This window comes from Jeotgalibacillus sp. S-D1, from assembly GCF_004358665.1.
Lineage (GTDB): Bacteria > Bacillota > Bacilli > Bacillales > Jeotgalibacillaceae > Jeotgalibacillus.
In genome coordinates this window covers 244178-270739 of sequence record NZ_SMZR01000001.1, presented here as the reverse complement: position 1 = coordinate 270739, position 26562 = coordinate 244178, and the positions used below count along the sequence as shown (strand labels likewise).

Here is a 26562-nt window from a genome sequence, read left to right as displayed (position 1 = left end):
TGTATATAAGTCGCATGCTTTCTCCTTTTATAAAAGGAGAAAGCATGCGATGTGCCACGATCAACATCTAGTTAACGGGACCATTTTACTTCGGCTTTCCGCTTTCTGGCTTTTCTTGAAATATCATTATCTTTCCACCATGCCCATAGAGATGCTCCAATCGTAAAAATTGCTGTTAACACCTGTTCAATTTCTTCATTTTCAATAGGCAGAGGGGAATAACCTGCAAGAAATAATGATAGATTGAGCAATGCAATAACCAGTGTAACCGTCCGTATGATTGTAATTGTCTCCATTGTACAGCCCCCTTAAGAAAATAGTTTTCCAATGATAATTAAAATGAACGGTGCCATCAGACCAAGAAACCATTTGCAGCGTAATTCAAGCGCCTGAATATCACGGGCATTTACTTCACAGGCCTTATATGCTTCCTCTGATTTATCTTCTGCGCGGTCTGCCAGATAGTAGGCTTCATCTGCTCTTTTTTCTATTTTTGCGTGTCCGATTATTTTTTCATCAAACCGAACTACCCAGCGATCAAGCTTATGAATTTCCTCAGAAAGACTTTTAAGCTCTTCTTGTAATTTTCCGTTCATTACGCCACCCCCGGCTATTATTTTTTTGAAGTTGTTTTACAGAGCTTTTTATGAAAGAAGAAAACTATTTTCTGCGAAGCAAGATAGACATAAACCGGTTGCTGCACACAGCAGTTTTATTCTTTATTTTTAATTTTTAAATAGAATCCTTGATACTAGTAAGTTCTTACTCTATCTATACGAATATACGTTTGTAAGTCAAAAGCCGTGTTTTTTCATTTTCATTTTGAAGCGGTTTAAAAATGTGTTTGTCCGTGTATAATGAAATATGGGATAGGGTTCAATTACTTGAACTGATCCTGCGGGCGTGTAATATGCTCACGTTTAAGCGGTGAAATAGTCGTCTAGTGAAATATGGCGGCGGGCAGCTGCAATTTTCTCTATTCGATTCTTAACCGTTTTGTCAGACGTTCCGAGTTGCTTGGCGGCTTTTCGGAATGAGTAGGACTTTGCGAATGCTACTAGAGCTTGGCGGCTTGGTACGGTAGCGTTCGCGGTCAGATCATCGAGCAGTTGGCGCTGCTCTTTTTTTATTGCAATAATTTCAGGTTCGTTGTCAGTTGATGTTCTTGCGCTTTGCATATACCGCTCAACATAGGTTTGATACGTTAGCGATTTGCTGCCGACATTAGCGATGTGTCGGCGCAGCATAAGGAATAAAAAAGGCTCAAATTCGCCAATCCTCTCATCATACGTAGCAACCGCTTTGTAAAACACCTGATTCGCTTCAGATTCCACGTCCTGCCAGACAAGCCGACGTTGGCGCGTCTGCTTGCGGGCAAAATTGAAAACCTTTCCGGCGAACATTTCATAGATTTCATTAAAGTACGACTCGCAACCGGTTTTTTGGTACTCCGTTATTAAGTTTTTAACGTGGCACATGATTAGAACGCCTCCTTTATTCTTTATTATTTCTCCTTTATTTTTATCTGTCTTTATTTCACGGCTCAATGGAAAATGCGGAATAAATTTGAAAATTTTTTATATAATTACAGCCCATTTTTTATTTTTTTAGTTTGATAAAAAATGATAAAAGATACTTCTCACCAAAAAGCAGCCTGTGTTACATTAGTTACAGAAAAACGACGCCCTTCTGGTTAGAAGAACGCCGCTATTTTAACTCAATTTAGCCGGTGAAGTAACCACATACCCACTGCTCCACATCAAAGCTATGTAAGGCTTTCGTCTGGTTCATGCGGCTTTTATTACTACAGGCTCTGGAATTATTTATTGGAATGAAGTTTATGAGTGAAGGAATGATCAGTAATGGAACAGGTAGGCAAATGCCTTTTGCAACTGAGATTGGATGAGCGCCAGCTGACAAGGAATGAGCTAATGGATCGCACAGGACTTACAAAGTCGCAGGTCTCAGATTACGTAACAAATAGATTTGTGATGTCCCTTCCGCATGCACGAAACGTTGCACAATTTTGCGGTTGCTCAATTGATGAACTCTATGAGTGGAGTACACAAAATCAATAAAAGGCTGCGTCAGCAGAGATTTAAAGTACGTGATTTTACGAACCGTACGTTTGTTCTTTTCATTATAACTCAGCTTCCCTTTCAGGCTGGTCGAATGCTGTCGACCAAAAGTTGGGAAAATTACAATTTTTTATAATGAATTTATCGCTTTTTTATTCCTTAAAAAGGATAAAACACGGATTTTTAGTGCTTTTCAAGTTGGGAAAAGTAATAAAAATAAAATGAATGAATGGATAAATTTAATTAATTTTGAAAATACTTCATCAGACTTATAGGAATGAACCCCTTTACTTCCATATAGAGCAAGGGAAGTTTGATATTTTACCGTTTCTAAAAGCCATACTTAAGTAGTTATAAAATCCCGGATTAAAATTCCTTTTTAAAGAATACTGTCATGTAATCGACAGTTTATGCTGTATGTGGTTGTCAGATTGAAGAGTAGGATGAAGGTAGTTCTTTCTTATCTGTTTAAGAGACTTTTTCAGTTATTTTAAGTTGGGGGTGAAAACCTAAAAAAACACAGCAGAAATGCCGCTGATGCCATCTTTTCATAAAGTGGAGTAACAAACAAAAAACGCCCTGCTACTGTAGTGCAACCGGAAAACTTGAACGGTTAACATACGAAAACATGGCGTTACTTTGCTTGATAAGTAGCGTCCCAGGAGAGATTCGAACTCCCGACCGACGCCTTAGAAGGGCGTTGCTCTATCCAGCTGAGCTACTGGGACAGTATGTATTTCTTTTTTAAGGACAATTATTATTATAGTAGCAGAACAATCAAAAGTCAACGGTTTTTTTAAAATTAAAGGCGTTAAAAAAGTTAACGCCTTCGGACTGCTTACAATTTACCATTCCATGAAGTAATTTCTTTATGTTTTTCAGTGTAAAAACGAACCTCAACGTTCTCTTTATCCTTTTCTATCACTGCATATGATGCTTCTTTTCTGTCTCTCGGGAGCATGATGCTTCCCGGGTTAACAAATAATCGGTGATCAATAACCTCTGCACCGAGGGAATGTGAATGGCCAAAAAAGATAAGGTCAGCATTTTCTTCGACGGCCTTATAATGGATACGGTCAAGTGACTGCTTGATGCCAAATAAATGTCCATGTGTGATAAAAATCTTTGTTCCATTCACTTCAATCGTTTTTTCTTCAGGGTAACTGGAATCAAAATCACAGTTACCGCGCACTTTTACAAAACCGTCCATCTCCTGCGAATCATAAGAAAGCTCTGAATCCCCACAATGCAGTAATGCATCAACCTGACCTTCATAACGGTTTTTAATATCAATTAAACGTTTCGTATCGCCATGATTATCACTTACGACTACAATCTTCACTAAAATCACCTCAGCTTAATAAAGTAGGAAGGAGTTCAGCTAATTTTTTTATCGCTTTCCCTCTATGACTGATTTCGCCTTTTTCTGTTTTAGACATTTGGGCTAATGTGCGCTTTTGATCAATCACCCCAAAAATCGGGTCATACCCAAAGCCATGGTCACCCTGTCGTTGGTTCGCTATATATCCTTCACACTCCCCTGTTACAGTCAGCGATTCCTCCCCAGGTCTGCTGACAGCAAGGGTACAATGAAATCGAGCCGTACGTTCAGTAAAAGGAACTCCTTCTAACTGATGAAGGACTTTATCAATATTTGCATCATCATCTTTCTCTTTACCTGCATAACGGGCAGAATAAACTCCCGGTTCACCATTTAATGCATCCACAATAAGTCCGCTGTCATCTGCAATCGTTATGACATTAAAACGGGAAGCAATAGTCTCAGCCTTTAAAAGGGCATTCTCTTTAAAGGTGGACCCGGTTTCTTCTACGTCTGGCACTTCCGGATAGTCTAATAATGTTTTCACTGAATAACCCATTGGTGAAAAAAGGGCTTCAAATTCTATCGCTTTACCTTTGTTGCGAGTAGCAATTAATACTTCCTTCATAAAGAATCCTCTTCACTTTGAGCAGGTATTAATTGGGCGGCGTCACCTATAGCTCTTTTCTGCTCGAGCATTATATTTTTAATTCCCATATTCGCAGCTTCAATCATCTTCAGCAATTGCATATGTGAGAATGTAGCCTCTTCACCTGTCCCCTGCAATTCAACAAATTCACCCGAACCAGTCATTACCACATTCATATCTACATTAGCAGTACTGTCTTCAATATAATTAAGATCCAGTATAACCCCATGTTCCTCACTAATCCCCACAGAGGTTGCAGCTAGATAATCTTTAATTGGGAAAACAGGCAGTCTTCTTTCTTTTGCAAGATGTGCAATTGCCATTGTCATTGCTACAAATGCACCGGTGATGGATGCTGTACGTGTTCCTCCGTCGGCTTGAATGACATCACAGTCAATCCAGACTGTTCTTTCACCTAGTGCAGGCAAGTCAACAACCGAGCGCAGGGCACGGCCGATTAGGCGCTGAATTTCCATCGTACGCCCCTGTACCTTCCCTTTTGAAGATTCTCTTATTGTCCGCTGTCCCGTTGCCCTAGGAAGCATCGAATATTCAGCTGTAATCCATCCTTTACCCTGACCTCTCATAAAAGGGGGGACCCGTTCATCTATACTGGCTGTACAAATTACCTTCGTATCGCCCACCGTAATCAGCACTGATCCTTCCGGATGTTTTAAGTAATCTGTTTCAATTGTCATATGGCGAAGCTCTGAAGCTTGTCGTCCATCCACTCTCATGGAATTGTCCTCCTTTAGCCGCTCAACCATTTGTAAAAGCGGAACTCTTCAACTCTAAATTCTTTCTTAGTATAACAAAGTCTGCAGATTCTGAAACATGTTACCGTAAAACTGGTTTTAAAGAAAAACAAGATGCATACCGTGATCTGCACATAAAAAGCCGGGGAATTAATTCCCCGGCAGCTGAACCATTTCAATTGATAAGTTATCCTGAAGCCATTCCATCGCAACTTGTCCAAATATTTTTGAAGACCCTGTTGTGAAAAAACGATGATCTTCTTTTTCATGCCTTGCACTTAATTCGCCTCTATAAGCTAAAATTGCACTTACCTCCCGTGCAGTTTCATCACCAGAACTTATAACAGTGATAGACGAGCCAAGGTATTGTTCAATTATAGGCTGAAGCAGCGGATAATGGGTGCAGCCAAGTATTAAAGTATCAATTTTTGTGCTTTTTAGCGTGTAAAGCGTTTCAGCAACAATTTTTTTCGCCATCGAACCGGCATGTTCACCACTTTCTACAAGCGGTACAAATTTAGGGCATGCCAGGGGAAAAGTTTCAATTGAAGGTCTTAAATCCTGCAAGGACACCTCATATGCTTTGCTTTTGATTGTGCCTGAGGTTCCAAGAATGCCAATACGATCATTTTTCGTATGTTTAATAGCAGATCTTGCCCCTGGTGATATTACCCCTATAACGGGTATATCAAAGGCGGTTTGTATTTCCTCTAATGCTACGGCTGTAGCGGTATTACAGGCAATGACAAGCATTTTAATATTTTGATTATATAAAAACCGGGCCATTTCCCATGTGTATTTCTTCACTTCGGAACTCGGTCTTGGTCCATAAGGACAACGGGCAGTATCGCCAATATAGACAATCTGTTCATTAGGCAGCTGGTGCATAATTTCTTTTGCTACCGTTAATCCGCCAATACCGGAGTCCATAACGCCAATAGCTCTGCTCAAGTATAGCCCCTCACTCTTATTTCATTTCGTTATGCAAACGATTAAGTCCTTTTGACAGCATTTCAACTTCTTCTTGTGAAAAATCGACCAGGATATCATATAAATAATGCTGGCGCTTTTTAATGACTTCCTCAATAATGCGCTCTCCTTCTTTCAGTAAATGAATCCTTACGACACGTCGGTCATTTTCATCTTTCACACGCATTACAAGCTCATTTTTTTCCATGCGGTCAACCAGATCTGTAGTAGTACTGCACGCAAGATACATCTTATTTGAAAGTTCGCCAATGGTCATATCACCCACTTCAAACAGCCATTGCAGCGCAATAAACTGTGGAGGTGTAATGGTATATTGACTTAATATTTCACGGCCCTTTTGTTTGATTATCCCGGAAATATAACGAAGATCTTTTTCAATGCCTGCCATCACACCAGCGGGATGAAGCTCTTGCGTTTCCTTTGTTTCCATCTGATCTCGACACTCCTATCGTATTCATTCTAAACTGATTGTCACCTTTTTTCTTAAAAATATCAAGAATCTTTTTCGGACAAGATACATATGTATAAGTAAAAAAGGGAAATTCCCTTTTTTACAAACTTAGCTCTCCCATTCTAAGTAATTCTACTATTGCCTGAGATCTTCCTTTCACGCCTAGTTTTTGAATGGCGTTTGAAATATGATTGCGAACTGTTTTTTCGCTAATGAATAACTCCCCTGCAATATCTTTTGTCGTCTTGTCTTGCAGTAACAAGCCAAATACTTCTCGTTCCCGTTTTGTTAAAATGGATGACCGATTATACTGTGACCGACTCATATACATTCTTCCCCCTCACTTGCTAAGCTGAAGCCAGTTTATCCAGTTTATGAGCCAGCAGGCAAAGGAGTGCGTTCATTTGGAAATCTATTTCAAGAGTGTTGAATTTTCTTTACGCATCAGCAGCTGTTTTTCCTCTTCACTCCAGGGGTGACTCTTTCCGCTTCCCTTTGAAATTTGGACCATTGTCCCTCTCCCTGTCAGCACAGTCCTCCCGTCTTCATTGACGCCCCGATAATGAAGATCTACTGAAGATCTGCCTGCAGACTCCGGTTTTACATAAATTTTTAATGTCTGGTCAAAGTAAATCTGATGCAGAAAATCACACTGCAGATCTGCTACGACAGGAATTATGTCACTGTTATTCTTTATCCAGTGCTGCATGAAGCCGATTGACTTTAAAAATTCAATTCTTGCCTGCTCAAAATAAACAAATGGTATTGTGTTATTTAAATGGCCAAACAAATCCGTTTCGGAAAAACGAACGTTAACTTTAATATAAAATGTAAAATCCTCTTCCCATTTCTTTCTATTCTCTATGTATGACATTTTCATTTATTCAACATCCTCCTTTTGATTCATAGCTTAAAAGAACTAATTATTTTAATGAATTTTATTGCTGCTACAAAAAATAACCGCAGCTGCTAAAAAAGCAGCTGCGGTTATTTAAACAAACACCTGGCAGGTTTATGCTTCCTGATCACTGCCAAAGAAATTTCTAAACATTTGCAGATTAGTATCACGGTTTAAAGCTGCAATTGACGTTGTCAAAGGAATCCCTTTTGGACAAGCCTGCACACAGTTTTGCGAGTTGCCGCAGTCGCCAAGACCGCCTTCGCCCATAATTGTATTAAGGCGCTCACTTTTATTCATTGCACCTGTAGGATGTGCATTAAATAATCGAACTTGAGAAAGAGGTGCCGGACCGATAAAATCAGACTTACTATTTACATTCGGACAAGCCTCAAGGCAGACGCCGCAGGTCATACATTTTGAAAGCTCATACGCCCATTGGCGTCTTTTTTCCGGCATACGCGGTCCAGGTCCCAAGTCGTATGTGCCGTCAATTGGAATCCAGGCTTTTACTTTTTTCAACGAATCAAACATCCGGCTTCGATCAACCTGAAGATCTCTCACCACAGGAAATGTCTTCATGGGCTCAAGCCGAATTGGCTGCTCCAATTGATCAATTAATGCCGTACACGATTGACGGGGAGAACCATTAATCACCATTGAACAAGCTCCGCAAACTTCTTCTAAACAGCCCATATCCCATGAAACGGGAGCTGTTTTTTCTCCTTTTTTGTTATAAGGATTACGGCGAATTTCCATTAATGCCGAAATAACATTCATATTTGGACGATAAGGAATTTCAAATTCTTCCATATATGGTGTGGAGTCTAGGTCATCTTGTCTGTAAATTTCGAACCGAATCATTTTTTGTTCAGTCATCGTTTCTGCTGCAGTCATGATTATTTAGCTCCTTTCTTTTTGGAGTAATCCCGCTTACGAGGCTCAATTAGTGATATATCCACTTCCTCGTAGGTGATCTCCGGTGCATTTGTTGCCGGATTAAACGATGCCATCGTTGTTTTAAGGAACTCTTCATCGTTACGGTCAGGGAAATCAGGCTTGTAATGCGCCCCACGGCTTTCATTACGTTTTAACGCACCAATTGTGACCACTCTGGCAAGGTGAAGCATGTTTTTCAGCTGACGTGTAAATACAGCGCCCTGGTTGCTCCATTTTGCCGTATCATTGATGTTGATATTTTCATAACGCTCTAATAGCTCTACAATTTTTGCATCCGTTTCTTCAAGCTTGTCGTTATAACGGACAACTGTTACATTATCAGTCATCCACTCTCCAAGCTCTTTATGAATCACGTAAGCATTTTCTTCGCCATCCATTGACATAATATGATCCCATTTCGCCTGTTCTTCCTGTGCGTAGCGTTCGAACAATTGTGAAGGAATATCTTCTACAGTCTTTTCCAAACCGTTAATATAGGAAACTGCATTGGGACCTGCTACCATTCCGCCGTAGATGGAAGAAAGAAGTGAATTGGCTCCAAGGCGGTTTGCCCCATGAATAGAGTAATCACATTCCCCGGCAGCAAAAAGACCAGGAATATTTGTCATTTGATCGTAGTCTACCCAAAGTCCTCCCATAGAATAATGAACAGCAGGGAAAATCTTCATCGGCATTTTTCTAGGATCATCACCCATGAATTTTTCATAGATTTCAATAATCCCGCCAAGCTTAATATCCAGCTCTTTAGGGTCTTTATGCGACAGATCAAGGTATACCATGTTCTCTCCATTGATCCCTAATTTTTGACGAACACACACATCAAAGATTTCACGTGTTGCAATGTCACGAGGAACAAGGTTGCCATAAGCAGGATATTTTTCTTCGAGGAAATACCACGGCTTGCCATCCTTATACGTCCATACGCGTCCGCCTTCCCCACGAGCTGATTCACTCATTAAACGAAGCTTGTCATCACCAGGAATAGCTGTCGGGTGAATTTGGATAAATTCACCGTTTGCATAATGGGCTCCCTGCTGATAAACAATTGATGCTGCCGCCCCAGTATTAATTACCGAGTTTGTTGATTTTCCAAAAATAATTCCAGGACCACCGGTAGCAATGATTACTGCATCTCCCGGAAAAGAAAGAATTTCCATTGTCTTTAAATCCTGGGCCACAATTCCCCGGCATATGCCTTCGTCATCAATAACTGATCCAAGAAATTCCCAGCCTTCGTACTTCGTTACCAGACCCGATACTTCATGACGGCGCACCTGCTCATCTAATGCGTATAGCAGCTGCTGACCAGTTGTGGCACCAGCAAAGGCTGTACGGTGATGCTGTGTTCCACCAAAGCGTCTGAAGTCAAGTAACCCCTCAGGTGTTCGATTAAACATAACACCCATACGGTCCAATAAATGAATAATCCCAGGAGCTGCATCGCACATCGCTTTAACAGGAGGCTGATTCGCAAGAAAATCTCCGCCATATACACTGTCGTCAAAATGCTCCCAAGGTGAATCTCCTTCACCTTTAGTGTTTACTGCTCCGTTTATACCGCCTTGTGCACAAACCGAGTGTGAGCGTTTAACTGGAACAAGTGAAAATAATTCAACTGACATTCCAGCCTCCGCTGCTTTGATTGTTGCCATTAGTCCTGCAAGACCTCCGCCGACAACAATGATTTTGCCTTTACTCATTTTGTCACTCTCCTTACTTTAATCCGCTGACTGAGCGTTTACTCAGCGATCTATAAAACGTTCCTATCATTCGTTATGATTTATACAAATGCCAGAATTGCACTAACTCCAACATAAGTAAGGGCCACAAAAACGCCCATTGTAATATAAGTTGAAATTTGTTGAGAACGTGGTGAGATCGTGATCCCCCATGTTACTAAAAATGACCAGAGTCCGTTTGCAAAATGGAAGGTAGTTGATACTACACCCGCAATATAAAATACCAGCATAAATGGATCTGCTAAAATTGCTTCCATCATTCCAAAATCAACATGTGCGCCAAGTGCTGCCTGTATACGAGTTTCCCAGATATGCCATGTAACAAAAATCAGTGTGAATACACCTGTTACACGCTGCAGAACAAACATCCAGTTCCGGAATGTGCCATAGCGTTTAGGGTTGTTTTTAGCAGTAAAAGCAATATACACCCCGTAGATAGCGTGAAAATAAAGCGGTAAGAAAATAATGAAGATTTCAAGAAAAATCCTGAATGGCAGGCCTTCCATAAAAACTGCTGCATCATTAAAAGCCTGTTCGCCTCGAGTAGCGAAGTTGTTCACAATTAAGTGCTGGATAAGAAAGATCCCCACCGGAATAACTCCCAGTAAAGAGTGCAGTCTCCTCCAGTAAAACTCTCGATTTTCTGCCATCGAATGTTACCCCCTCTAAGATAAGTACAAGCATCGGGTTTATGATCAGCAATCGTTTCGCAGCCAGTTTCGACATTACACATCACAATTTAAAAGTTGTGAAGCGGATCACTTCCTGGCAATTTTGCTTTTCATACCCCCTTGTTTTTCCAGTCGTCAATTATTGACAATAATTAACGGCTATTCTAGCTTTTTCGCACAATATAACATTTATGTGACAACTCAATTGTACTCTCATAAGAAAGGAGCGTCAAGAAAACGGATACATAAAAACAATTCTGAACATTTATCATTCTAGCCTTATCCACCAAGGGATTATCCTTTCCTTAAGTGGAATTAACAGGTAAAAATTGAATACTGAAAATTTTGCACCCCGTCAAATTAATTCACAAAATTCACAATCTATTATGTCGGAAAAACTTCCTGATCAGCAATATATGACCTTCTTCCTGCAATTCGAAAAATTCAGGTGACAAATCCATTATTTGACCATCAGTCCCTTACACTTTACTAATCAACCGAGTATAATAAAGTGGAAAGTGAGGGTTATCGTATGACTGAACAAAATGAGCTAGTGACTAGTGCTTTTGGTTATTCTCTTATTCGTGATGAACTTCTTCCAGAATTGCTTGGAAACCATACAAATGAAATCCTGTATTGGGCAGGTAAAAATTTAGCAAGAAAGCATCCCTGCCAAAACGAAGGTGAACTCATTCATTTTTTTGAGAAAGCTGACTGGGGAACCCTGCAGCTGACTAAACAAAAGGGAGAAGAAATTTGTCTAGAACTGAGCGGGCCACTGTTAGAAAGCCGCCTTAAACAAAATGAAGCTCTTCACTTCACTTTAGAAGCAGGATTTCTCGCAGAACAATTTGCTATGATGAAGCAGTGCCAGACAGAAGCAATTCAGCACCGCCTTAAGCGCAATGCTGTTCAATTTACACTTAAGTGGGATGCAAAAGATCCATATGGACTGCCCTCACGAAAAGCAAGATCATAAGTACATAGAACAAGACGCTCGTTTTTAGGCGTCTTGTTTTTTTTACGCAAAATTATGTCAATTGCGGGTAAGGCTGGAGTGCTTCCAGTGAGAAACTGTCATGGATAATTTGAGCTGATCGAAGCATATCCTCCATGTGAACTACCGTTGAAACCTTAATTTCAGAAGTGCTGACCATTTTAATGGCTATCCCGTTTTGAGACATGCACTGAAACATTTGAGCTGCAACCCCGGGATTTGAGACCATTCCTGAACCGACAATAGAAACTTTCGCAAGACCCACTTCATAATCCAGTGATGAAAACCCAAGCGCAGTCTGGTGCTGTTTGAGCACCTGGAGCGCTTCTTCAAGTTCTTCTTCCTTAATCGAAAAGGACAGGCTTGTAGAATCTATTTCTGTTCTGCTTTGAATAATAATATCAACATTAATTTGGTTCTCTGCGAGAGTTGAGAAAATCGACGCTAAACCTGTTACCTCGTTTTTCAATCCCACAATGGTCACTCTGACAATATCACCTTCAAACGCTACTCCACGCACCACCAGATTTTCTTCCAAGTTGGAAACCTCCTCAATTAATGTACCTTCAATTTTTTCAAGACTTGACCTTACTGTCAGCGGCATAGAATTATTCTTTGCATATTCCACAGCCCGAGGATGCAATACACCCGCTCCTAAGTTAGCTAATTCGAGCATTTCATCGTATGAAATACCCTCTAGTTTACGTGCACCTTTTATGTAGCGAGGGTCTGATGTATATACGCCGTCTACATCCGTGTATATATCGCACCTTGCAGCACCTAAAGAGGCAGCAAGAGCCACAGCGGTAGTATCTGATCCGCCTCTTCCAAGTGTAGTTATTTCATTATTCATATCCATTCCCTGAAAACCTGCTACAACAACAATTTTGCCGCATGAGAGAGCTTCTTTCATTCGTGTAGTTTCAATATGTGTAATACGTGCTTTGCTGTGCACCGCTTCTGTCTGGATGCCGGCCTGCCAGCCTGTCATCGAAACGCTATTATACCCATTGCTTTGAAGTGCCATGGATAAAAGGGAGATTGTCATCTGCTCTCCGGTGGTTAAAAGCATATCCATATCACGTTTATTCGGTTTATCGGTTATCCCTGCCGCAAGACGTATTAATTCATCGGTTGTCTTACCCATTGCCGACACGACTACAACTACCTGGTTTCCATTTCTGACCTCCTGAATAACACGTGAAGCAGCATGCTGTATTTTTTCCACTGACCCAACTGAAGTACCACCGAATTTCTGAATGATTAAACTCATTTTTCTCCTCTTCTCACATTTGAATTTCTCAGGCCTGATTCGTTTTGAAAACGCAAAAAAGCAATGGGAATGCTATCCCATTGCTTTTGAACAAATACGTTCATCGCTGCACAGGTGAGATAGCTCTCCAAGATGCTAAAGCATCTTGACAGCTCTGCATCTATTAAATGCAGAACCAGTAATCAACCGGATGAACAGTTCATTACTTCGGCGATTGTCCCTTTTTCCTATGCTTCAGCGGATTTCATCTTCCTCTGCACGGATACTTTTGACTTTCGCACCTCTATCACCACTTTAAAAAGAAAAGTGAGTGTGTATAAACTTTGTGCCATTATAGCATGGAGAATTTTGTTCATCAATGCTATTCCTTCATTTTTTTCACAATTTCCTCAGCCAGGCCAGGCGGCATGCCTGCTCCAATTACTTCTTCCAGTGTGGCTTCCCGCAATTTTTTTACCGACCCAAAGTGACGAAGTAATTTCTTTTTTCGCTGAGGACCAATTCCCGGTATCTCATCTAATATTGATTGAATGGAATTTTTCCCTCTCAACTGCCGATGGAAGGTGATCGCAAACCGGTGAACTTCGTCTTGAATTCGCTGGAGAAGATAAAACTCCTGACTTCTCCTGCCTAAAGGAACGATCTCGAGCGGATCTCCAAATAACAGCTGAGACGTTTGGTGCCTGGCATCCTTCGCAAGACCTGCTAAAGGAATATCCAGACCAAGCTCATCCACTAATACCTCCCGGGCACTTTCGATCTGTCCTTTACCGCCATCAATAATTATTAAATCAGGAAGCGGAAGCTCCTCCTTTAACACCCTGCTGTAGCGGCGCCGAATAACCTCCCGCATCGAAGCATAGTCATCCGGTCCCACAACTGTTTTAATTTTATATTTCCGGTACTCTTTTTTAGCGGGCTTTCCATCAATAAACACGACCAGAGCGGATACAGCATCTGCTCCCTGAATATTTGAATTATCAAATGCCTCAATTCGTAAAGGAACGTGAATGTTCATAGCATTCCCCAGCTGTTCCACCGCTTTAATCGTCCGGTTTTCATCACGTTCGATCAGTGAAAATTTTTCATTAAGGGCAATCGTTGCATTTTTCTCAGCCAGTTTTAATAAGTCTTTTTTCTGTCCTCTCACAGGCTGCCTGACGGTAACTTCCAGCAGCTCTTCTGCAATTTTGGCATCGATTTGAGAAGGAACAAGTACTTCCCTCGGCTTAAAATGATTGGGTTTCATGTAAAATTGACCTAAAAACGTCAAAAACTCCTGTTCCGGTTCGTCATAAATCGGAAATAAAGAAACATCCCGTTCGATCAGTTTTCCTTGTCGGATGAAAAAAACCTGAACACACATCCAGCCTTTATCCACACCATATCCGAAAATGTCACGATTCGTAAAATCATTCATCGCCATTTTCTGCTTTTCCATGGTGGCCTCAATATGGTTAATCTGATCTCTGTATTCCATTGCTCTTTCAAACTCAAGATTTTCTGATGCAGCTGCCATCTTTTGCTGAAGAGATGCTTTCACTTCTTTAAAGCCCCCATTTAAGAACCGAGCAATATCGTCTGTCATTTGGCGATATGTAGATTCCTCCACTTTAAACTCACAAGGTGCGAGGCATTGGCCGAGATGATAATACAGGCACACCCTGTCAGGCATCGTCGTGCATTTCCTGAGCGGATACATTCGATCTAGCAGTTTTTTTGTTTCATTTGCTGCCTGGGCATTAGGATAAGGTCCAAAATAACGCCCTTTATCCCTCTTTACTTTACGTGTAATAAGGAGCCGGGGATGTCTTTCAGCTGTTACCTTTAGAAAAGGATAAGTTTTATCGTCTTTCAGCATGACATTATACTTCGGGTCATGTTTTTTAATTAAATTTAATTCCAAAATTAGTGCTTCTATATCCGAGGAAGTAACGATGTACTCAAAATCCTCAATTTCAGAAACGAGCCTCTGCGTTTTGCCATCATGAGACCCGGTAAAATATGAACGAACTCTATTTTTTAACACCTTCGCTTTGCCGACATAAATGATCGTATTCTGGCGGTCTTTCATCAGATAACAGCCAGGCTGATCAGGCAACACAGCAAGCTTGTGCTTTAATAAATCATTCATTACAAGCCCCCCTGTATCGAAATGGATTGTCTATTATTTCATCATAATTAATTATTGTAGGAATTGCAAAAATAGGGGGTCATATGTTCGAAAGAATATTTAATTATTAGGCTTAGTACATCGATCGAGTTTAAAAGAGCTGATTATTATGAGAGAGAAAACGAAGAATAACAAAAAAGAACCGGGCGCAAAAGCCCGGTTCCTGATCATTATTAAGCATGCTTGTTTAAAAGTTCTTCAAGTGCTTCTTTCGGCTGGAATCCAACTACTTTATCCACTACTTCGCCGTCTTTGAACACGACTAGTGTCGGGATGCTCATTACACCGAATTTACTTGCTGTTTCCTGGTTCTCATCTACATCCAGTTTAACAATCTTCACTTTTTCACCCATATCAGAATCAAGTTCTTCAAGAACTGGAGCGATCATTTTACAAGGTCCGCACCAAGGTGCCCAAAAATCAGCTAAAACCAGGCCTTCATTTGTTTCCGTTGTGAATGTTTGATCCGTAGCATGTGCAATTGCCATGTTTGTTTCCTCCTTTAAAGTACCGAATATAGGGAAAGTATAGCACCCCCTATTTGGTTAAGCCAATTTTTTGCCTCTGGCGTTTTAAATGACTGTTTCGCATTTCCTATCCTGCCCTTTTCTTCTGCCTTCATTCCCATTTTTCTTAACATTGAAAAGCCCTCCAACTATACATTGGAGGACTGATTGAATCAAGAAACTTTTATTTTTTTAAATTCTTCTATAAGTAAAGGTACAACATCAAATAAATCGCCTACAATCCCATAGTCAGCAACTTTAAATATATTTGCTTCAGGATCTTTATTAATCGCAACGATAACTTTTGAATTCGACATGCCAGCCATGTGCTGAATGGCGCCAGAGATGCCGCAAGCGATATACAGATCAGGCGTCACAACCTTGCCCGTCTGGCCAATTTGAAGGGAGTAGTCGCAATATTCCGCGTCACAAGCTCCACGGGAAGCACCCACTGCACCACCAAGTAAATCCGCAAGTTCTTTTAACGGCTCAAAGCCGCTTTCACTTTTTACTCCACGCCCCCCTGCCACAATAACTTTTGCTTCGGAAAGATCTACTCCGTCTGTTGCCTTTCTTACAACATCCTTTATGATGGTGCGAAGATCAGTGATGTCTACATTTAATGAAGTGACTTCAGCTGACCTGCCTTCCTCTTTCGGAAGAGGATCGATGTTGTTTGGACGAATCGTAACGAAAACCAGTCCGCCATTAACCACTTTTTTCTCGAATGCTTTCCCGCTGTAGATCGGACGAATAAAAACAAGCTTTCCACCGCTCTCTTCAATGGACGTTACATCAGATATCAGACCGCTTCCAAGCTTGCTTGCTATACGCGGTGATAAATCTTTACCCAGCGCTGTGTGTCCAAACACGATTCCATCCGGGCTTTCAGCTTCAATAGCCGCAAGCAGTGCTTGAGCATAGCCATCTGATGAATACTGTTTTAGCTTATCATGTTCAACTGTTACAACTTTGTCGGCTCCATATTCCACCAGTTCCTGGCTTAATGAAGAAATTCCTTCACCAATTAAAACGCTTACAATTTCACCGCCGTTTGAAAGCTTTTTTCCTGCTGCTATGGCCTCAAATGATACGTTCCGCAATGCACCTTCTCGTGCTTCAGCTAATACCAGTATTTTTTTACTCATTAGTGTTCCCTCCTGAAAGTTGATATGCGTTTATTTTTTAACGTGACAATCAGATTACCTTGGCTTCTTTATGAAGGAGGTTAACTAATTCTTTTACCTGTGCATCAATCTCTCCTTCAAGAACACGTCCCGCTTCTTTTTTAGGTGGAAGATAGATGTCAATAGTTTTGGTTTTAGGCTCCACATCGTCTTCTTCAAGATCCAAGTCATCCAGTTCAAGTTCTTCGAGAGGCTTTTTCTTGGCCTTCATTATGCCCGGTAGAGATGGATAGCGCGGATCATTTAAGCCTTGCTGAGCTGTCACTAATAGCGGAAGAGATGTTTCGATTGTTTCTGAATCACCCTCTACGTCCCGTACTATCGTAACCTTTTGCCCCTCCACTTCAATGCTTGTAATCGTTGTTACATAAGGGATATCCAATTGTTCTGCAACCCGCGGCCCTACCTGTCCCGAGCCGCCATCAATTGCCACATTTCCTGCTATAATTAAGTCCGCTTCTTTGTCTTTCAGGAACTCTCCCAAAATACGGGCTGTCGTGAATTGATCGCTTTCTTCCACATCATCTTCAATATTGATCAAAACGGCTTTATCTGCTCCCATAGCAAGCGCTGTGCGAAGCTGCTTTTCTGCTTCTTCTGAGCCCACTGATACCACTGTCACTTCGCCGCTGTGAGCATCGCGAAGCTGGATGGCTTCTTCAATTGCATATTCATCATAAGGGTTGATAATAAACTCTGCGCCGTCATCTGCGATTTTCCCGCCGCTTATTGAAATTCTTTCTTCTGTATCAAACGTTCTTTTCATCAGCACAAAAATATTCATAATGGATTCCCTCCAATTTTTCTTTTACTCACCCTTGAAAACCGGTGTTCTTTTTTGAATAAATGCTTCAATGCCTTCTTTTGCATCTTTTGATACGAATACTTCGCCAAACCACTCAGCTTCTTTATTTACACCATTTTCAAAATCAGCTGTTTTCGAATACTGAAGTAAGTCCAGTGTAGCTTTTACTGATATTGGGCTTTTTTCCGCTATTTTCATTGCAAGCGCTTTCGATTTTTCGAATACTTCGTCCTCCGGGAAAGCCCTGTTGGCCAGACCCCATTCGACCGCTTCGAAGCCCGATATAGGTTCACTTGTCAGCAGCATTTCTGCCGCTTTGGCAAACCCTACATATCGCGGTAAACGCTGAGATCCTGCAAATCCCGGAACAAGTCCCAGTTGAAGCTCAGGTAATCCAAGTTTAGCTGTATCACTCACATAACGGATATGGCATCCCATCGCGAGTTCCAGTCCTCCGCCTAATGCAGCCCCATGAATGGACGCAATAATCGGTTTGGAGAATGATTCCATTCTTTCAAATACGCGCTGTCCTCTTCTGCCCAGTTCACTAAAGCCTGCTTCATCTTCAACTTTAGTAAACTCTTTAATATCCGCCCCAGCAGAAAAGAAGCGGCCTTCTCCATGAATCAGTAAACTTCTAATCTGCGAGTCATGCTCCACAGCAGTCAGCCATTGATCGATTTCTTCAATCAGCTGGCTTGAGAGAGCATTAGCAGGAGGACGCTGTATCGTTGCGATTGATACATTCTGATCAGTTTCCCATTGTAAAAAGTCCATCCTCTTCTCCCCTTTATTTGCTTAGTCCGTTCACAATAAGTGAATGTATTCCCGGCGCAAGTTTGGTAATATCATACTTTTGATCATTAATTACCCACGTAGTTGCCACCTCATCAATCGTACCAAAGACCATTTGTCTTGCCAATCGAATATCTAAATCTTGTGAAAGTAAACCTGTTTTTACTCCATTATGTAGCACTTCATCCACCAGAAGCAGATATTCTTTCAATACCTTATTAATTTTAAGGCGAATATCTTTATTCGACTGCCTGAGCTCCAATTGAGTTACGATGGCCAGGTGATGATCTTCAGCAAGCATTTGAAAATGACTTCTAATCAATACTTCAAGTTGTTCAATTGTATTTTCACTTTCTACCATTTTATTTCGGATAGAGTGAACAAACTGCCCCATTTTTTCCTCAAATAGAGAAATCAGGATATCTTCTTTATTTTTAAAATAAAGATAAATCGTTCCGTCTGCCACTCCTGCCTGCTTTGCAATTTTAGATACTTGTGCGTGATGATACCCGTTTTCAGCAATAACCACTACAGCTGCATCAATAATTTGTTTATATTTTGGTTTGTCCTTTTTCATTGGGTCATCACCTTTCGTCCATTCCTTATTACCATTTTACAACAAAGGAATTTGTTGCTAATTCCCGCTGACGGCGATCGTTTTTCGTGGAGCGGGGGTAACCCACCTTCTGCTCCAATCAAAAAGAGCTTAATAAAAAGATGAATTTATGAATGAACAATCATTCATAAATTCATCTTACTAACTAACCTTATTTTAGTCAAGTATAATACAAAAAAGATTGGGTTGGAAAGAGTGAATTCTCAGCACTCTTTCCCGTCTGGAATTATCCAAGCTTTTCTTGTGCTTGCTTTTCCTTTTCTTCCTCCACAAGTTTTCTTCGCAGAATTTTACCGACAGCTGTTTTAGGCAGCTCATCTCTGAATTCATAAATTCTTGGAACCTTGTAAGAAGCAAGGCGTTGACGGGCAAATGCATCGAGTTCTTCCTCGGTCGCTTCATGATCTTGTTTAATAACAACAAACAGTTTTACGGTTTCCCCTCTATAAGGATCCGGAACACCTACAGAAACCACTTCCTGAATTGCCGGGTGCTCATACATGACTTCTTCAATTTCACGTGGATAGATATTAAAGCCGCCAGCAATAATCATATCTTTCTTGCGGTCTACAATATAGAAAAACCCCTGTTCGTCCATATAGCCCAAATCTCCTGTATAAAGCCAGCCATCTTTTAAAATAGCAGCTGTTTCTTCAGGCTGATTCCAATAGCCTTTCATAATTTGAGGACCCTTTACGATTATTTCTCCTATTTCTCCAGGCGGCAGCGGCTTCCCTGTTTCCATGGAAATGATTTTAGAATCCGTGTCTGGCCACGGTACGCCAACACTGCCCTTTATCCTCTTTTGATCCCAAATAAAATTTGAATGAGTGACAGGCGAAGATTCAGTCAGGCCATAACCCTCAACGAGTTTTCCTCCAGTTAATTTTTCAAACTCTTCCTGAACCTCTACAGGCAGCGGAGCGGAACCGCTTAAACAGGATTCTACTGAAGTAAGGTCATATTTTTTCAGATCCGGGTGGTTTAAAATACCGATATAAATCGTTGGCGCACCTGGAAAAATGGTTGGGCGCTGTTTATGGATGGTTTTTAATGCGGTATCCACATCAAACTTTGGCAGCAGAACCATCTTGTATCCCTGCATAACAGACAGAATCATAACGGTTGTCATGCCGTAAACGTGGAAGAAAGGCAGGATCCCTAAAATGATTTCTTCCCCTTTTTTGTTTTTATACAACCAGGCGTCACACATTGATGCATTGGCAATCAAATTTTTATGGGTAAGCATAACCCCTTTGGGATGGCCTGTCGTACCGCCGGTGTACTGAAGAATGGCGATATCTTCTTCAAAATCCAAAGGATGCTCAACCGGATCCGGTGTGGCAATTTTTAATATTTCAGTGAGAAGATGATTGCTGCCGCTGTGCGCCACTTTCACTTTTATGCCATGCTGCTTTTTTTGGATAAAAGGATAAATAAGATTTTTAGGAAAGGGAAGAAAATCTTTTATGCATGTGACAATCATATGCTGAAGTTCTGTGCTGTTAAATACATTGGAGACTCTTGGAAACAGCAAATCCAATGTAATGATCGCCTTGGCTCCTGAATCTTTCATTTGATATTCTATTTCCCGCTCCGTGTAAAGAGGATTTGTCTGTACGACAACGCCTCCCGCATACAATATGCCGTAATACGCGATGACTGAAGCAGGTGTATTCGGCAGCATAATCGCTACCCTGTCTCCTTTTTCAATGCCAATATCCTGAAGATACTTCGCCATCTTCAAAGAATGCTGATGCATTTCCTTGTACGTGAACTCTTTTCCCATGAAATGAACGGCCATCTTATCCGGATAACGCTTTGAGGCTTCGGTTAAATAAGCATGAACCGGTTTTTCTTCCAGTGTCAGATGGGTGGGTATCGTCTCTGGGTAGAGATCGAGCCAAGGCTGGTTTACCATGCAAATCCCTCCTTTTAAAATGAGTAAATGTTAGAAAATTCTCATTTCTCACTTTATTATAATCCATAAGGTAAGCGGTTACAATTTACTATAAGAAAAAAGACACAGAATCCGTTAAAAATCCGTGTCTTTATTTTTTATTTTATTACATAAAAACCAAATAAATAACTCCGATAAGCATAAAAGCTGCACAACATACGATCAATACTTTCGACAGCGTTTCCATACCGCTTCCTCCTAAGTAATACTGGCTCCAATGACAAAGGATAATCCAATTGAAATAACCATAGATATAAATCCTACTGCTTTATTGCCTTTACGAATTTCATCATCGACACGAAACCTCGGGGTTAAAAACTCAAACATAAAATAGGCAATTAGCAGCAGAACAAATCCATAAATGCCCCAGCCCATCATTGAAATGAGTGTATTATGCTGTTCAATTGAATGGCGGAAAATATTGGCCATCCCAAAGATTTTTCCGCCGGTTGCCATGGCGACAGAAATATTGCCATTTTTTATTTCGTCCCAGTTATTATATTTTGTCACCATCTCAAATACTGCTAAAAACAAAATCATACAAAGAACAACTACACTGTAATAGCCAGCCGTTTCAATTAAAGGATGCTGCCAGAATTCCTCCATACCAAGCAAACCACCTTCTGTTTAAACTGTTATTTAAATTCTACCACGGTTACTCCACTTCCGCCTTCTCCACTTTCCCCAAGACGGACTCGTTTAACCGAGCGATGATTTTTAAGCTTCTCCTGAACACCTGAACGAAGTGCGCCGGTTCCCTTCCCATGAATAATGGAAACTCTTGGGTAACCCGCGAGAAGTGCATCATCAATGTACTTATCCACCCGCATCAGAGCATTTTCATAACGTTCTCCCCGAAGATCCAGTTCAAGCCCTACATGATATTCTTTGCCTTTGACTGTTGCAAGGGGCTTTGGCTCTGCTTTTTTCTCAGCTTTTTTAAATTCCATGTCCTTCTCTTTTACTTTCATTTTTAAGATTCCGATTTGAACGCTCCATTCAGTATCTGAAACTTTATCCAATAAAATTCCGCGCTGGCCAAATGTAAGAACATTTACTTCATCACCCGGCTGCAGGACTCTGGCGGTTTTTGGTGCAGTAGTTTTAGGTTTTTTATTTGATGGAGCAACGGTGGCTTCATCCAGTCTTTTTTTTGCATCAATCAATTCATGTTCTTTAACATCGGCATTTTTTTCCAGACGCAATTTCCGCAAATCTGCAAGTATTTCTTCAGCTTCTGTTTTTGCCTGCTCCACCACGGCATTCGCTTTCTGTCTTGCTTTTTCATACAGCTCTTCACGCTTATCCCAGTATTCACTCATCTGTTTTTGCATATCTTTATGAAGAGATTGAGCATCTTTCAGATAATCATGTGCATCCTGGTAATCCTTTTCAGCGCTCTTTCTGCTGGTTTCAAGTGACGTAATCATCGCTTCAACTGCTTTGCTGTCAGTTCCCACAAATGATTTGGCGTGATCAATCACATGCTGGCTTAACCCAAGGCGCTTCGAAATATCAAAAGCATTACTGCGGCCCGGTACACCAATTAAAAGACGATAGGTAGGACTTAACGTGTTAACATCAAACTCCACGCTTGCATTAACGACTCCGTCGCGATTATATCCATAGGCTTTTAGCTCCGGGTAATGAGTTGTTGCCACCACGCGGCACCCTTTATTGTGAACCTCATCAAGTATTGAAATTGCAAGAGCTGCTCCTTCTTGAGGGTCGGTGCCTGCTCCCAATTCATCAAATAAAACAAGACTGCCGCTGTCTGCTTCCTTTAAAATACTGACGATATTTACCATATGAGAAGAAAAGGTACTTAAACTTTGTTCAATCGACTGCTCGTCTCCTATATCGGCGTAAACAGACTCAAAAACTGCTATTTTTGATCCGTCCAGCACCGGGATAGGAAGTCCGGCCTGTGCCATTAACGTACACAGCCCAATGGTTTTAAGGGTCACTGTCTTACCCCCTGTATTGGGGCCTGTTATGACAATGGCTGTAAATTCATCTCCCATAAAAATATCATTGGCCACCGCTTCGTCCATTGGCAGCAGCGGATGCCTCGCTTTATTCAGGTGGATCATTCCCTGATCGTTCACATCAGGCTTTGTTGCTTTTATTGCCCGTCCATACTTTGCTTTAGAAAACATAAAATCAATATCGCCTAAAATATCAACGGTTAAGAGGAGATCATGAGCTTCAGCACTAACCGCCATTGTTAATTCAAGCAGAATGCGCTCAATCTCTTCCTGCTCTTTTATATGCTGTTCCCTGAGCTGATTATTAACACTTACAATCGCTTCAGGTTCAATAAAAAGTGTTTGTCCTGAAGAAGACTGATCATGAACAATCCCGCCATAGTGACCGCGGTATTCTTGTTTAACCGGTATAACATAACGATCATTCCGTATGGTGATAATCGCATCTGACAGCATGGTCTGGGCGTTCTTGGACCGGATCGTACTCTCAAGTTTTTCACGAATACGACTTTCGCTTGACCGGATTTTTTGACGAATTGCCCTTAAATCCGGGCTTGCAGAATCAAGCACCTCTCCGTTTTCGTCTATCGCATCAAAAATCAAGTGTTCCAAAGGAGTTAAAATGGCCATCATTTCTTTTTTATTTTCCAAAATAGGCAGTTCAAGATCTTCATCCTCTATGAGTTTCTCAATGAATTGCCGGATGGTCTTGCTTGCACGAATCGTGCTGGCGATTTTTACTAGCTCCAGCGGACTTAAAGAACCGCCGATCTGAGAACGGTTGACGTGCGGACGAATGTCGAAAATGCCACCAAGCGGCATTCCTCCTTTTAAACGGAGAACTGTTGCAGCTTCGTCTGTCTCATTTTGCCATTCGATTACTTCATCCAAAGAGGTAGAAGGTTCCATTTTTTTTATTCTGATGCTGCCCAGCTCAGAAGCTGCATATTCCAGCACCAGCTGTTTTATTTTAGTAAATTCCAATGTATTTAACGCTTTGGCATTCAAACAAAATCCCCCTTACTTATGCCGGTTAAGAAATTCAGAAAAATCCTTGAAAGATCTGGTATTTAAAACAGATTCCTTTCTTAACCATCCTTTTCTTCCTGCTTTTACACCCATATCCATAAACTCCAAGTGAGGAATATCATGGGCATCCGTATTGATGATCATTGGGACGCCATGTTCCTGAGCCATTTCAGCAAATTCCGCACTCAGGTCTAAGCGATTCGGGTTTGCATTTAATTCCAATGCTGTTCCTGTTTTTGCAGCCTGCTCAATTAACGCTTTAACATCCACATCGTATCCTTTACGCTGCCCTATGATCCGGCCAGTGGGATGAGCAATGATATCAACATGAGGATTGTTAAGTGCCGTTTGCAGCCTTTTCATTATTTTTTCTTGTGATTGTGAAAAACTTGAATGAATTGAAGCAATGACAATATCGAGCTGACTTAATAATTCATCGTCATAATCCAGCGAACCATCTGGTAATATATCCATTTCAATTCCAGCTAATATTTCGATATCATCATATTTTTGATTCAGTGCTTTTATTTCATTCATTTGCTTTTCAAGCCGCTCAGCAGAAAGTCCATTGGCCACTTTCAGATAATGGGAGTGATCTGTTATCGCCATGTATTCGTATCCTTTGGCTCTGCATGCATCAATCATTTCCACTAAAGAATACGCTCCATCAGACCATGTAGTATGCATATGAAGATCACCTTTAACATCCGATAACGAAATTAGATTTGCGGCATCTTTATGTCTGTCAACTTCCCTGCCATCTTCCCTGACTTCCGGAGGGATAAAAGCCATCTTAAAATGTGCGTAAAAATCTTTTTCTGAAGAGAAATGAAGCACCTCTCCGCTTTCAATGGATTCCACACCATATTCGCTTATTTTTTCACCGCGCTCTTTTGCTATCTGCCGCATTTTTACATTGTGGTCCTTGGATCCAGTAAAATGGTGGAGCGTTGTGGCAAATGACTCCTCAGGTACGAGCCGGATATCCACGGAAACATCAAACCCCCGATCCAACACAATGGAAACTTTCGTATTCCCATTCGCAATAACCTCTTTAATCTTGTTGATTTCGAGCAGTTTTTCACGAACCTCCACCGGTTTTCTGGTTGATACAATATAATCTAAGTCTTTAATGGTTTCCCTGGCTCTTCTTAGGCTTCCTGCTCTGGAAAACCTGTCCACAGCTGAAATGGTATTTAATGCCTCATCGAGTTCATCAGCAATGGGCAGCATAAATGAAATGGGAAAACGATCCGGCCGTTTTCCGATTTCACCGATGACCGCCAGTATTTTTTCTTCCGTTTTTGCCCCGAATCCAGCAAGTCCCTGAACGCGGTTTTCTTCACACGCTTTTTTCAAGTCATCTATATTTTGTACATTAAGCTCCTGATACAGCTTCGCTATTTTTTTTCCACCAAGACCAGGCAATTGTAATAACGGCACAAGCCCTTCCGGAACCTCCGCTTTAAGAGAATCCAGCACAGTTGACTGGCCAGTCTCCAAATATTCCTCTATTACGGCTGCCGTCCCTTTTCCGACACCTTTTAGGGCTTTAAAATCATCTATTTGAGAAAGGCTTCGGTCATCGAGTTCAATTGCCTGAGCTGCTTTGCGAAAAGCGCCTGTTTTAAAAGGATTTTCACCTTTCAATTCCATATAAGTGGCAATCGTTTCTAAAAGCTTTATGAGATTTTTTTTATTCATTCGTAAAATCCCTCCGTTTCACTCTTCATGTTAGCAAATATTTAGCAATAATAAAAAGCCTGGCCTCCATTTGATGGAGATCCAGGCATCAAACGATGTGATTTTCCCTTTTTTAAGAGCGGGATTCCAGCCACCATTCTTTTACTTGTTCTGAGAAAACAGGCGTTTGCTTTAACATAAATTCTGCTATCCATGAACCTTCCAATGCACCTTGAATCTGACCAATCGGAAGCATAGCTGCAATATATAATAGAACAAACACAATGATATAAATTTCCAGCAGCCCGAGTACTCCACCGCCAAACACGTTTAACGGTCGAAGCAGAGGGAATTGTGAAACAGAGTCAAACATCGATCCGATCAGCTGCATGATGATCTTCACACTAAAGAATATAATTGCAAATGCGATGATGCGGTAATAGGCATCCTCAAAATTAACTGATTCAGCAATCATACTTAACTGCGATTGACTGTCAAATGAGGGATATGGAATCCATAGCGTTAACTTTGGAGCAAGAACGTCATAATAAACGTATGCTACATAAAAAGCGATAAAAAATCCTATCATGTGTATCAGCTGTAAAATAAACCCCCGGCGCAAGCCTACTAGAAAACCCATTACCAGGAGAATCAGTAAAACTAAACTTAACATCAAGCATTCAATCCTTTAATTTTTTTAATTCATTCTCTAACTCTTCTATTTCTTCTTTTAGTTTTAAATAGTCATGAACAGCATTAACCGCTGTAAGAACCGCTAGTTTTGACGTATCAAGGGATGGATTTTTACTGCTAATTTCCCTCATTTTATCATCAACCATTGACGCAACAAGCCGGATATGCGACGTAGACTCACTGCCAACAATGGAGTATGATTGTCCATAGATATCAACGCTTATGCGATTTTTTTCATTGTGAGACAACGTATAAGCCCCCATTCCCTGAGAATCCTAATCACTATCATAACACGTAGTATTTCAACTTGAAAAGAAAAGTTAACAGGACAGTGAAAAATAGGTA

At 41.0% G+C, this 26562-nt stretch carries 29 protein-coding genes, 1 tRNA gene and 1 riboswitch; of the genes, 2 read left to right on the top strand and 28 right to left on the bottom strand.

Annotation, left to right across the window (positions count from 1 at the left end):
* Positions 1-71 precede the first annotated feature (71 nt).
* From E2R51_RS01350 to E2R51_RS01340, 3 genes are all read right to left on the bottom strand, one after another.
* A complete protein-coding gene (locus E2R51_RS01350; RefSeq protein ID WP_133375230.1) occupies positions 72-296 on the bottom strand; it encodes a phage holin in 225 nt (74 codons plus the stop codon).
* 12 nt (positions 297-308) lie between these two features.
* Positions 309-596 carry a hypothetical protein gene (locus tag E2R51_RS01345; RefSeq protein ID WP_133375229.1) on the bottom strand — a complete coding sequence of 96 codons (288 nt, stop codon included), beginning with the start codon at positions 594-596 and terminating at the stop codon, positions 309-311.
* A 324-nt stretch (positions 597-920) separates the two neighbouring features.
* Positions 921-1478 (bottom strand): sigma-70 family RNA polymerase sigma factor, encoded by a 558-nt coding sequence (locus tag E2R51_RS01340; RefSeq protein ID WP_133375228.1) that lies wholly within the window; start codon positions 1476-1478, stop codon positions 921-923.
* Positions 1479-1862: 384 nt separating this feature from the next.
* On the opposite strand from E2R51_RS01340, the gene E2R51_RS20120 reads away from it, so the two are divergent.
* Positions 1863-2078 (top strand): helix-turn-helix domain-containing protein, encoded by a 216-nt coding sequence (locus E2R51_RS20120; RefSeq protein WP_133375227.1) that lies wholly within the window; start codon positions 1863-1865, stop codon positions 2076-2078.
* Positions 2079-2732: 654 nt separating this feature from the next.
* Here the strand turns inward: E2R51_RS20120 and E2R51_RS01330 are convergent.
* The 11 genes from E2R51_RS01330 to E2R51_RS01280 form a co-directional block, all read right to left on the bottom strand.
* Positions 2733-2806: transfer RNA gene (locus E2R51_RS01330), tRNA-Arg, on the bottom strand.
* A gap of 110 nt (positions 2807-2916) precedes the next feature.
* Positions 2917-3420 (bottom strand): metallophosphoesterase, encoded by a 504-nt coding sequence (locus E2R51_RS01325; protein WP_133375226.1) that lies wholly within the window; start codon positions 3418-3420, stop codon positions 2917-2919.
* Between the two features lie 10 nt (positions 3421-3430).
* Complete coding sequence (locus E2R51_RS01320; protein WP_133375225.1) at positions 3431-4027, bottom strand: XTP/dITP diphosphatase; 597 nt, start codon at positions 4025-4027, stop codon at positions 3431-3433.
* A complete protein-coding gene (gene rph, locus E2R51_RS01315) occupies positions 4024-4785 on the bottom strand; it encodes a ribonuclease PH (protein WP_133375224.1) in 762 nt (253 codons plus the stop codon). Before rph ends, E2R51_RS01320 begins: the two co-directional genes overlap by 4 nt.
* A 168-nt stretch (positions 4786-4953) precedes the next feature.
* Positions 4954-5754: a glutamate racemase gene (gene racE / locus E2R51_RS01310; RefSeq protein ID WP_133375223.1), complete on the bottom strand. Its 801-nt coding sequence runs from the start codon at positions 5752-5754 to the stop codon at positions 4954-4956.
* A gap of 16 nt (positions 5755-5770) precedes the next feature.
* Positions 5771-6223 (bottom strand): MarR family winged helix-turn-helix transcriptional regulator, encoded by a 453-nt coding sequence (locus tag E2R51_RS01305; RefSeq protein ID WP_133375222.1) that lies wholly within the window; start codon positions 6221-6223, stop codon positions 5771-5773.
* 121 nt (positions 6224-6344) lie between these two features.
* Positions 6345-6569, bottom strand: a complete 225-nt coding sequence (locus E2R51_RS01300) for a helix-turn-helix domain-containing protein (protein ID WP_133375221.1) — start codon at positions 6567-6569, stop codon at positions 6345-6347.
* Positions 6570-6656: 87 nt separating this feature from the next.
* Positions 6657-7124 carry an acyl-CoA thioesterase gene (locus E2R51_RS01295; RefSeq protein ID WP_133375220.1) on the bottom strand — a complete coding sequence of 156 codons (468 nt, stop codon included), beginning with the start codon at positions 7122-7124 and terminating at the stop codon, positions 6657-6659.
* Positions 7125-7256: 132 nt separating this feature from the next.
* Entirely contained in the window at positions 7257-8021 is a 765-nt protein-coding gene (sdhB, locus tag E2R51_RS01290; RefSeq protein ID WP_133376297.1) for a succinate dehydrogenase iron-sulfur subunit, read from the bottom strand.
* Positions 8022-8041: 20 nt separating this feature from the next.
* The gene (sdhA, locus tag E2R51_RS01285) at positions 8042-9802 is read right to left on the bottom strand and encodes a succinate dehydrogenase flavoprotein subunit (RefSeq protein WP_133375219.1); all 1761 of its coding nucleotides are present in this window, start codon (positions 9800-9802) and stop codon (positions 8042-8044) included.
* Between the two features lie 80 nt (positions 9803-9882).
* Entirely contained in the window at positions 9883-10491 is a 609-nt protein-coding gene (locus E2R51_RS01280; protein WP_133375218.1) for a succinate dehydrogenase cytochrome b558 subunit, read from the bottom strand.
* Positions 10492-11044: 553 nt separating this feature from the next.
* On the opposite strand from E2R51_RS01280, the gene E2R51_RS01275 reads away from it, so the two are divergent.
* A complete protein-coding gene (locus E2R51_RS01275; protein WP_133375217.1) occupies positions 11045-11491 on the top strand; it encodes a YslB family protein in 447 nt (148 codons plus the stop codon).
* Between the two features lie 52 nt (positions 11492-11543).
* Here E2R51_RS01275 and E2R51_RS01270 read toward each other — a convergent pair whose 3' ends face one another.
* From E2R51_RS01270 to zapA, 14 genes are all read right to left on the bottom strand, one after another.
* On the bottom strand, positions 11544-12782 hold the full coding sequence (locus E2R51_RS01270; RefSeq protein ID WP_133375216.1) for an aspartate kinase: 1239 nt from the start codon (positions 12780-12782) through the stop codon (positions 11544-11546).
* A gap of 112 nt (positions 12783-12894) precedes the next feature.
* Positions 12895-13076, bottom strand: a riboswitch (Lysine riboswitch).
* 67 nt (positions 13077-13143) lie between these two features.
* Complete coding sequence (gene uvrC / locus E2R51_RS01265) at positions 13144-14916, bottom strand: excinuclease ABC subunit UvrC (protein WP_133375215.1); 1773 nt, start codon at positions 14914-14916, stop codon at positions 13144-13146.
* Positions 14917-15128: 212 nt separating this feature from the next.
* Positions 15129-15443, bottom strand: coding sequence for a thioredoxin (gene trxA / locus E2R51_RS01260; RefSeq protein ID WP_133375214.1), 315 nt, complete (start codon positions 15441-15443; stop codon positions 15129-15131).
* A 14-nt stretch (positions 15444-15457) separates the two neighbouring features.
* The gene (locus tag E2R51_RS19695) at positions 15458-15595 is read right to left on the bottom strand and encodes a hypothetical protein (RefSeq protein WP_165967102.1); all 138 of its coding nucleotides are present in this window, start codon (positions 15593-15595) and stop codon (positions 15458-15460) included.
* A gap of 39 nt (positions 15596-15634) precedes the next feature.
* Positions 15635-16609, bottom strand: a complete 975-nt coding sequence (locus E2R51_RS01255; RefSeq protein ID WP_133375213.1) for an electron transfer flavoprotein subunit alpha/FixB family protein — start codon at positions 16607-16609, stop codon at positions 15635-15637.
* Between the two features lie 49 nt (positions 16610-16658).
* Positions 16659-17432, bottom strand: coding sequence for an electron transfer flavoprotein subunit beta/FixA family protein (locus E2R51_RS01250; protein WP_133375212.1), 774 nt, complete (start codon positions 17430-17432; stop codon positions 16659-16661).
* A 24-nt stretch (positions 17433-17456) separates the two neighbouring features.
* Positions 17457-18230: an enoyl-CoA hydratase gene (locus E2R51_RS01245; RefSeq protein WP_133375211.1), complete on the bottom strand. Its 774-nt coding sequence runs from the start codon at positions 18228-18230 to the stop codon at positions 17457-17459.
* 13 nt (positions 18231-18243) lie between these two features.
* Positions 18244-18825, bottom strand: coding sequence for a fatty acid metabolism transcriptional regulator FadR (locus E2R51_RS01240; protein WP_133375210.1), 582 nt, complete (start codon positions 18823-18825; stop codon positions 18244-18246).
* A gap of 265 nt (positions 18826-19090) precedes the next feature.
* Entirely contained in the window at positions 19091-20785 is a 1695-nt protein-coding gene (locus E2R51_RS01235; RefSeq protein WP_133375209.1) for a long-chain-fatty-acid--CoA ligase, read from the bottom strand.
* A gap of 237 nt (positions 20786-21022) precedes the next feature.
* Complete coding sequence (locus E2R51_RS01230; protein WP_133375208.1) at positions 21023-21430, bottom strand: DUF350 domain-containing protein; 408 nt, start codon at positions 21428-21430, stop codon at positions 21023-21025.
* Positions 21431-21459: 29 nt separating this feature from the next.
* The gene (locus E2R51_RS01225; RefSeq protein WP_133375207.1) at positions 21460-23820 is read right to left on the bottom strand and encodes an endonuclease MutS2; all 2361 of its coding nucleotides are present in this window, start codon (positions 23818-23820) and stop codon (positions 21460-21462) included.
* Between the two features lie 12 nt (positions 23821-23832).
* The gene (gene polX, locus E2R51_RS01220) at positions 23833-25545 is read right to left on the bottom strand and encodes a DNA polymerase/3'-5' exonuclease PolX (protein WP_133375206.1); all 1713 of its coding nucleotides are present in this window, start codon (positions 25543-25545) and stop codon (positions 23833-23835) included.
* Positions 25546-25657: 112 nt separating this feature from the next.
* Positions 25658-26197 (bottom strand): CvpA family protein, encoded by a 540-nt coding sequence (locus E2R51_RS01215; protein ID WP_133375205.1) that lies wholly within the window; start codon positions 26195-26197, stop codon positions 25658-25660.
* A 7-nt stretch (positions 26198-26204) separates the two neighbouring features.
* On the bottom strand, positions 26205-26480 hold the full coding sequence (gene zapA, locus E2R51_RS01210; protein WP_205703301.1) for a cell division protein ZapA: 276 nt from the start codon (positions 26478-26480) through the stop codon (positions 26205-26207).
* Positions 26481-26562: the final 82 nt, after the last annotated feature.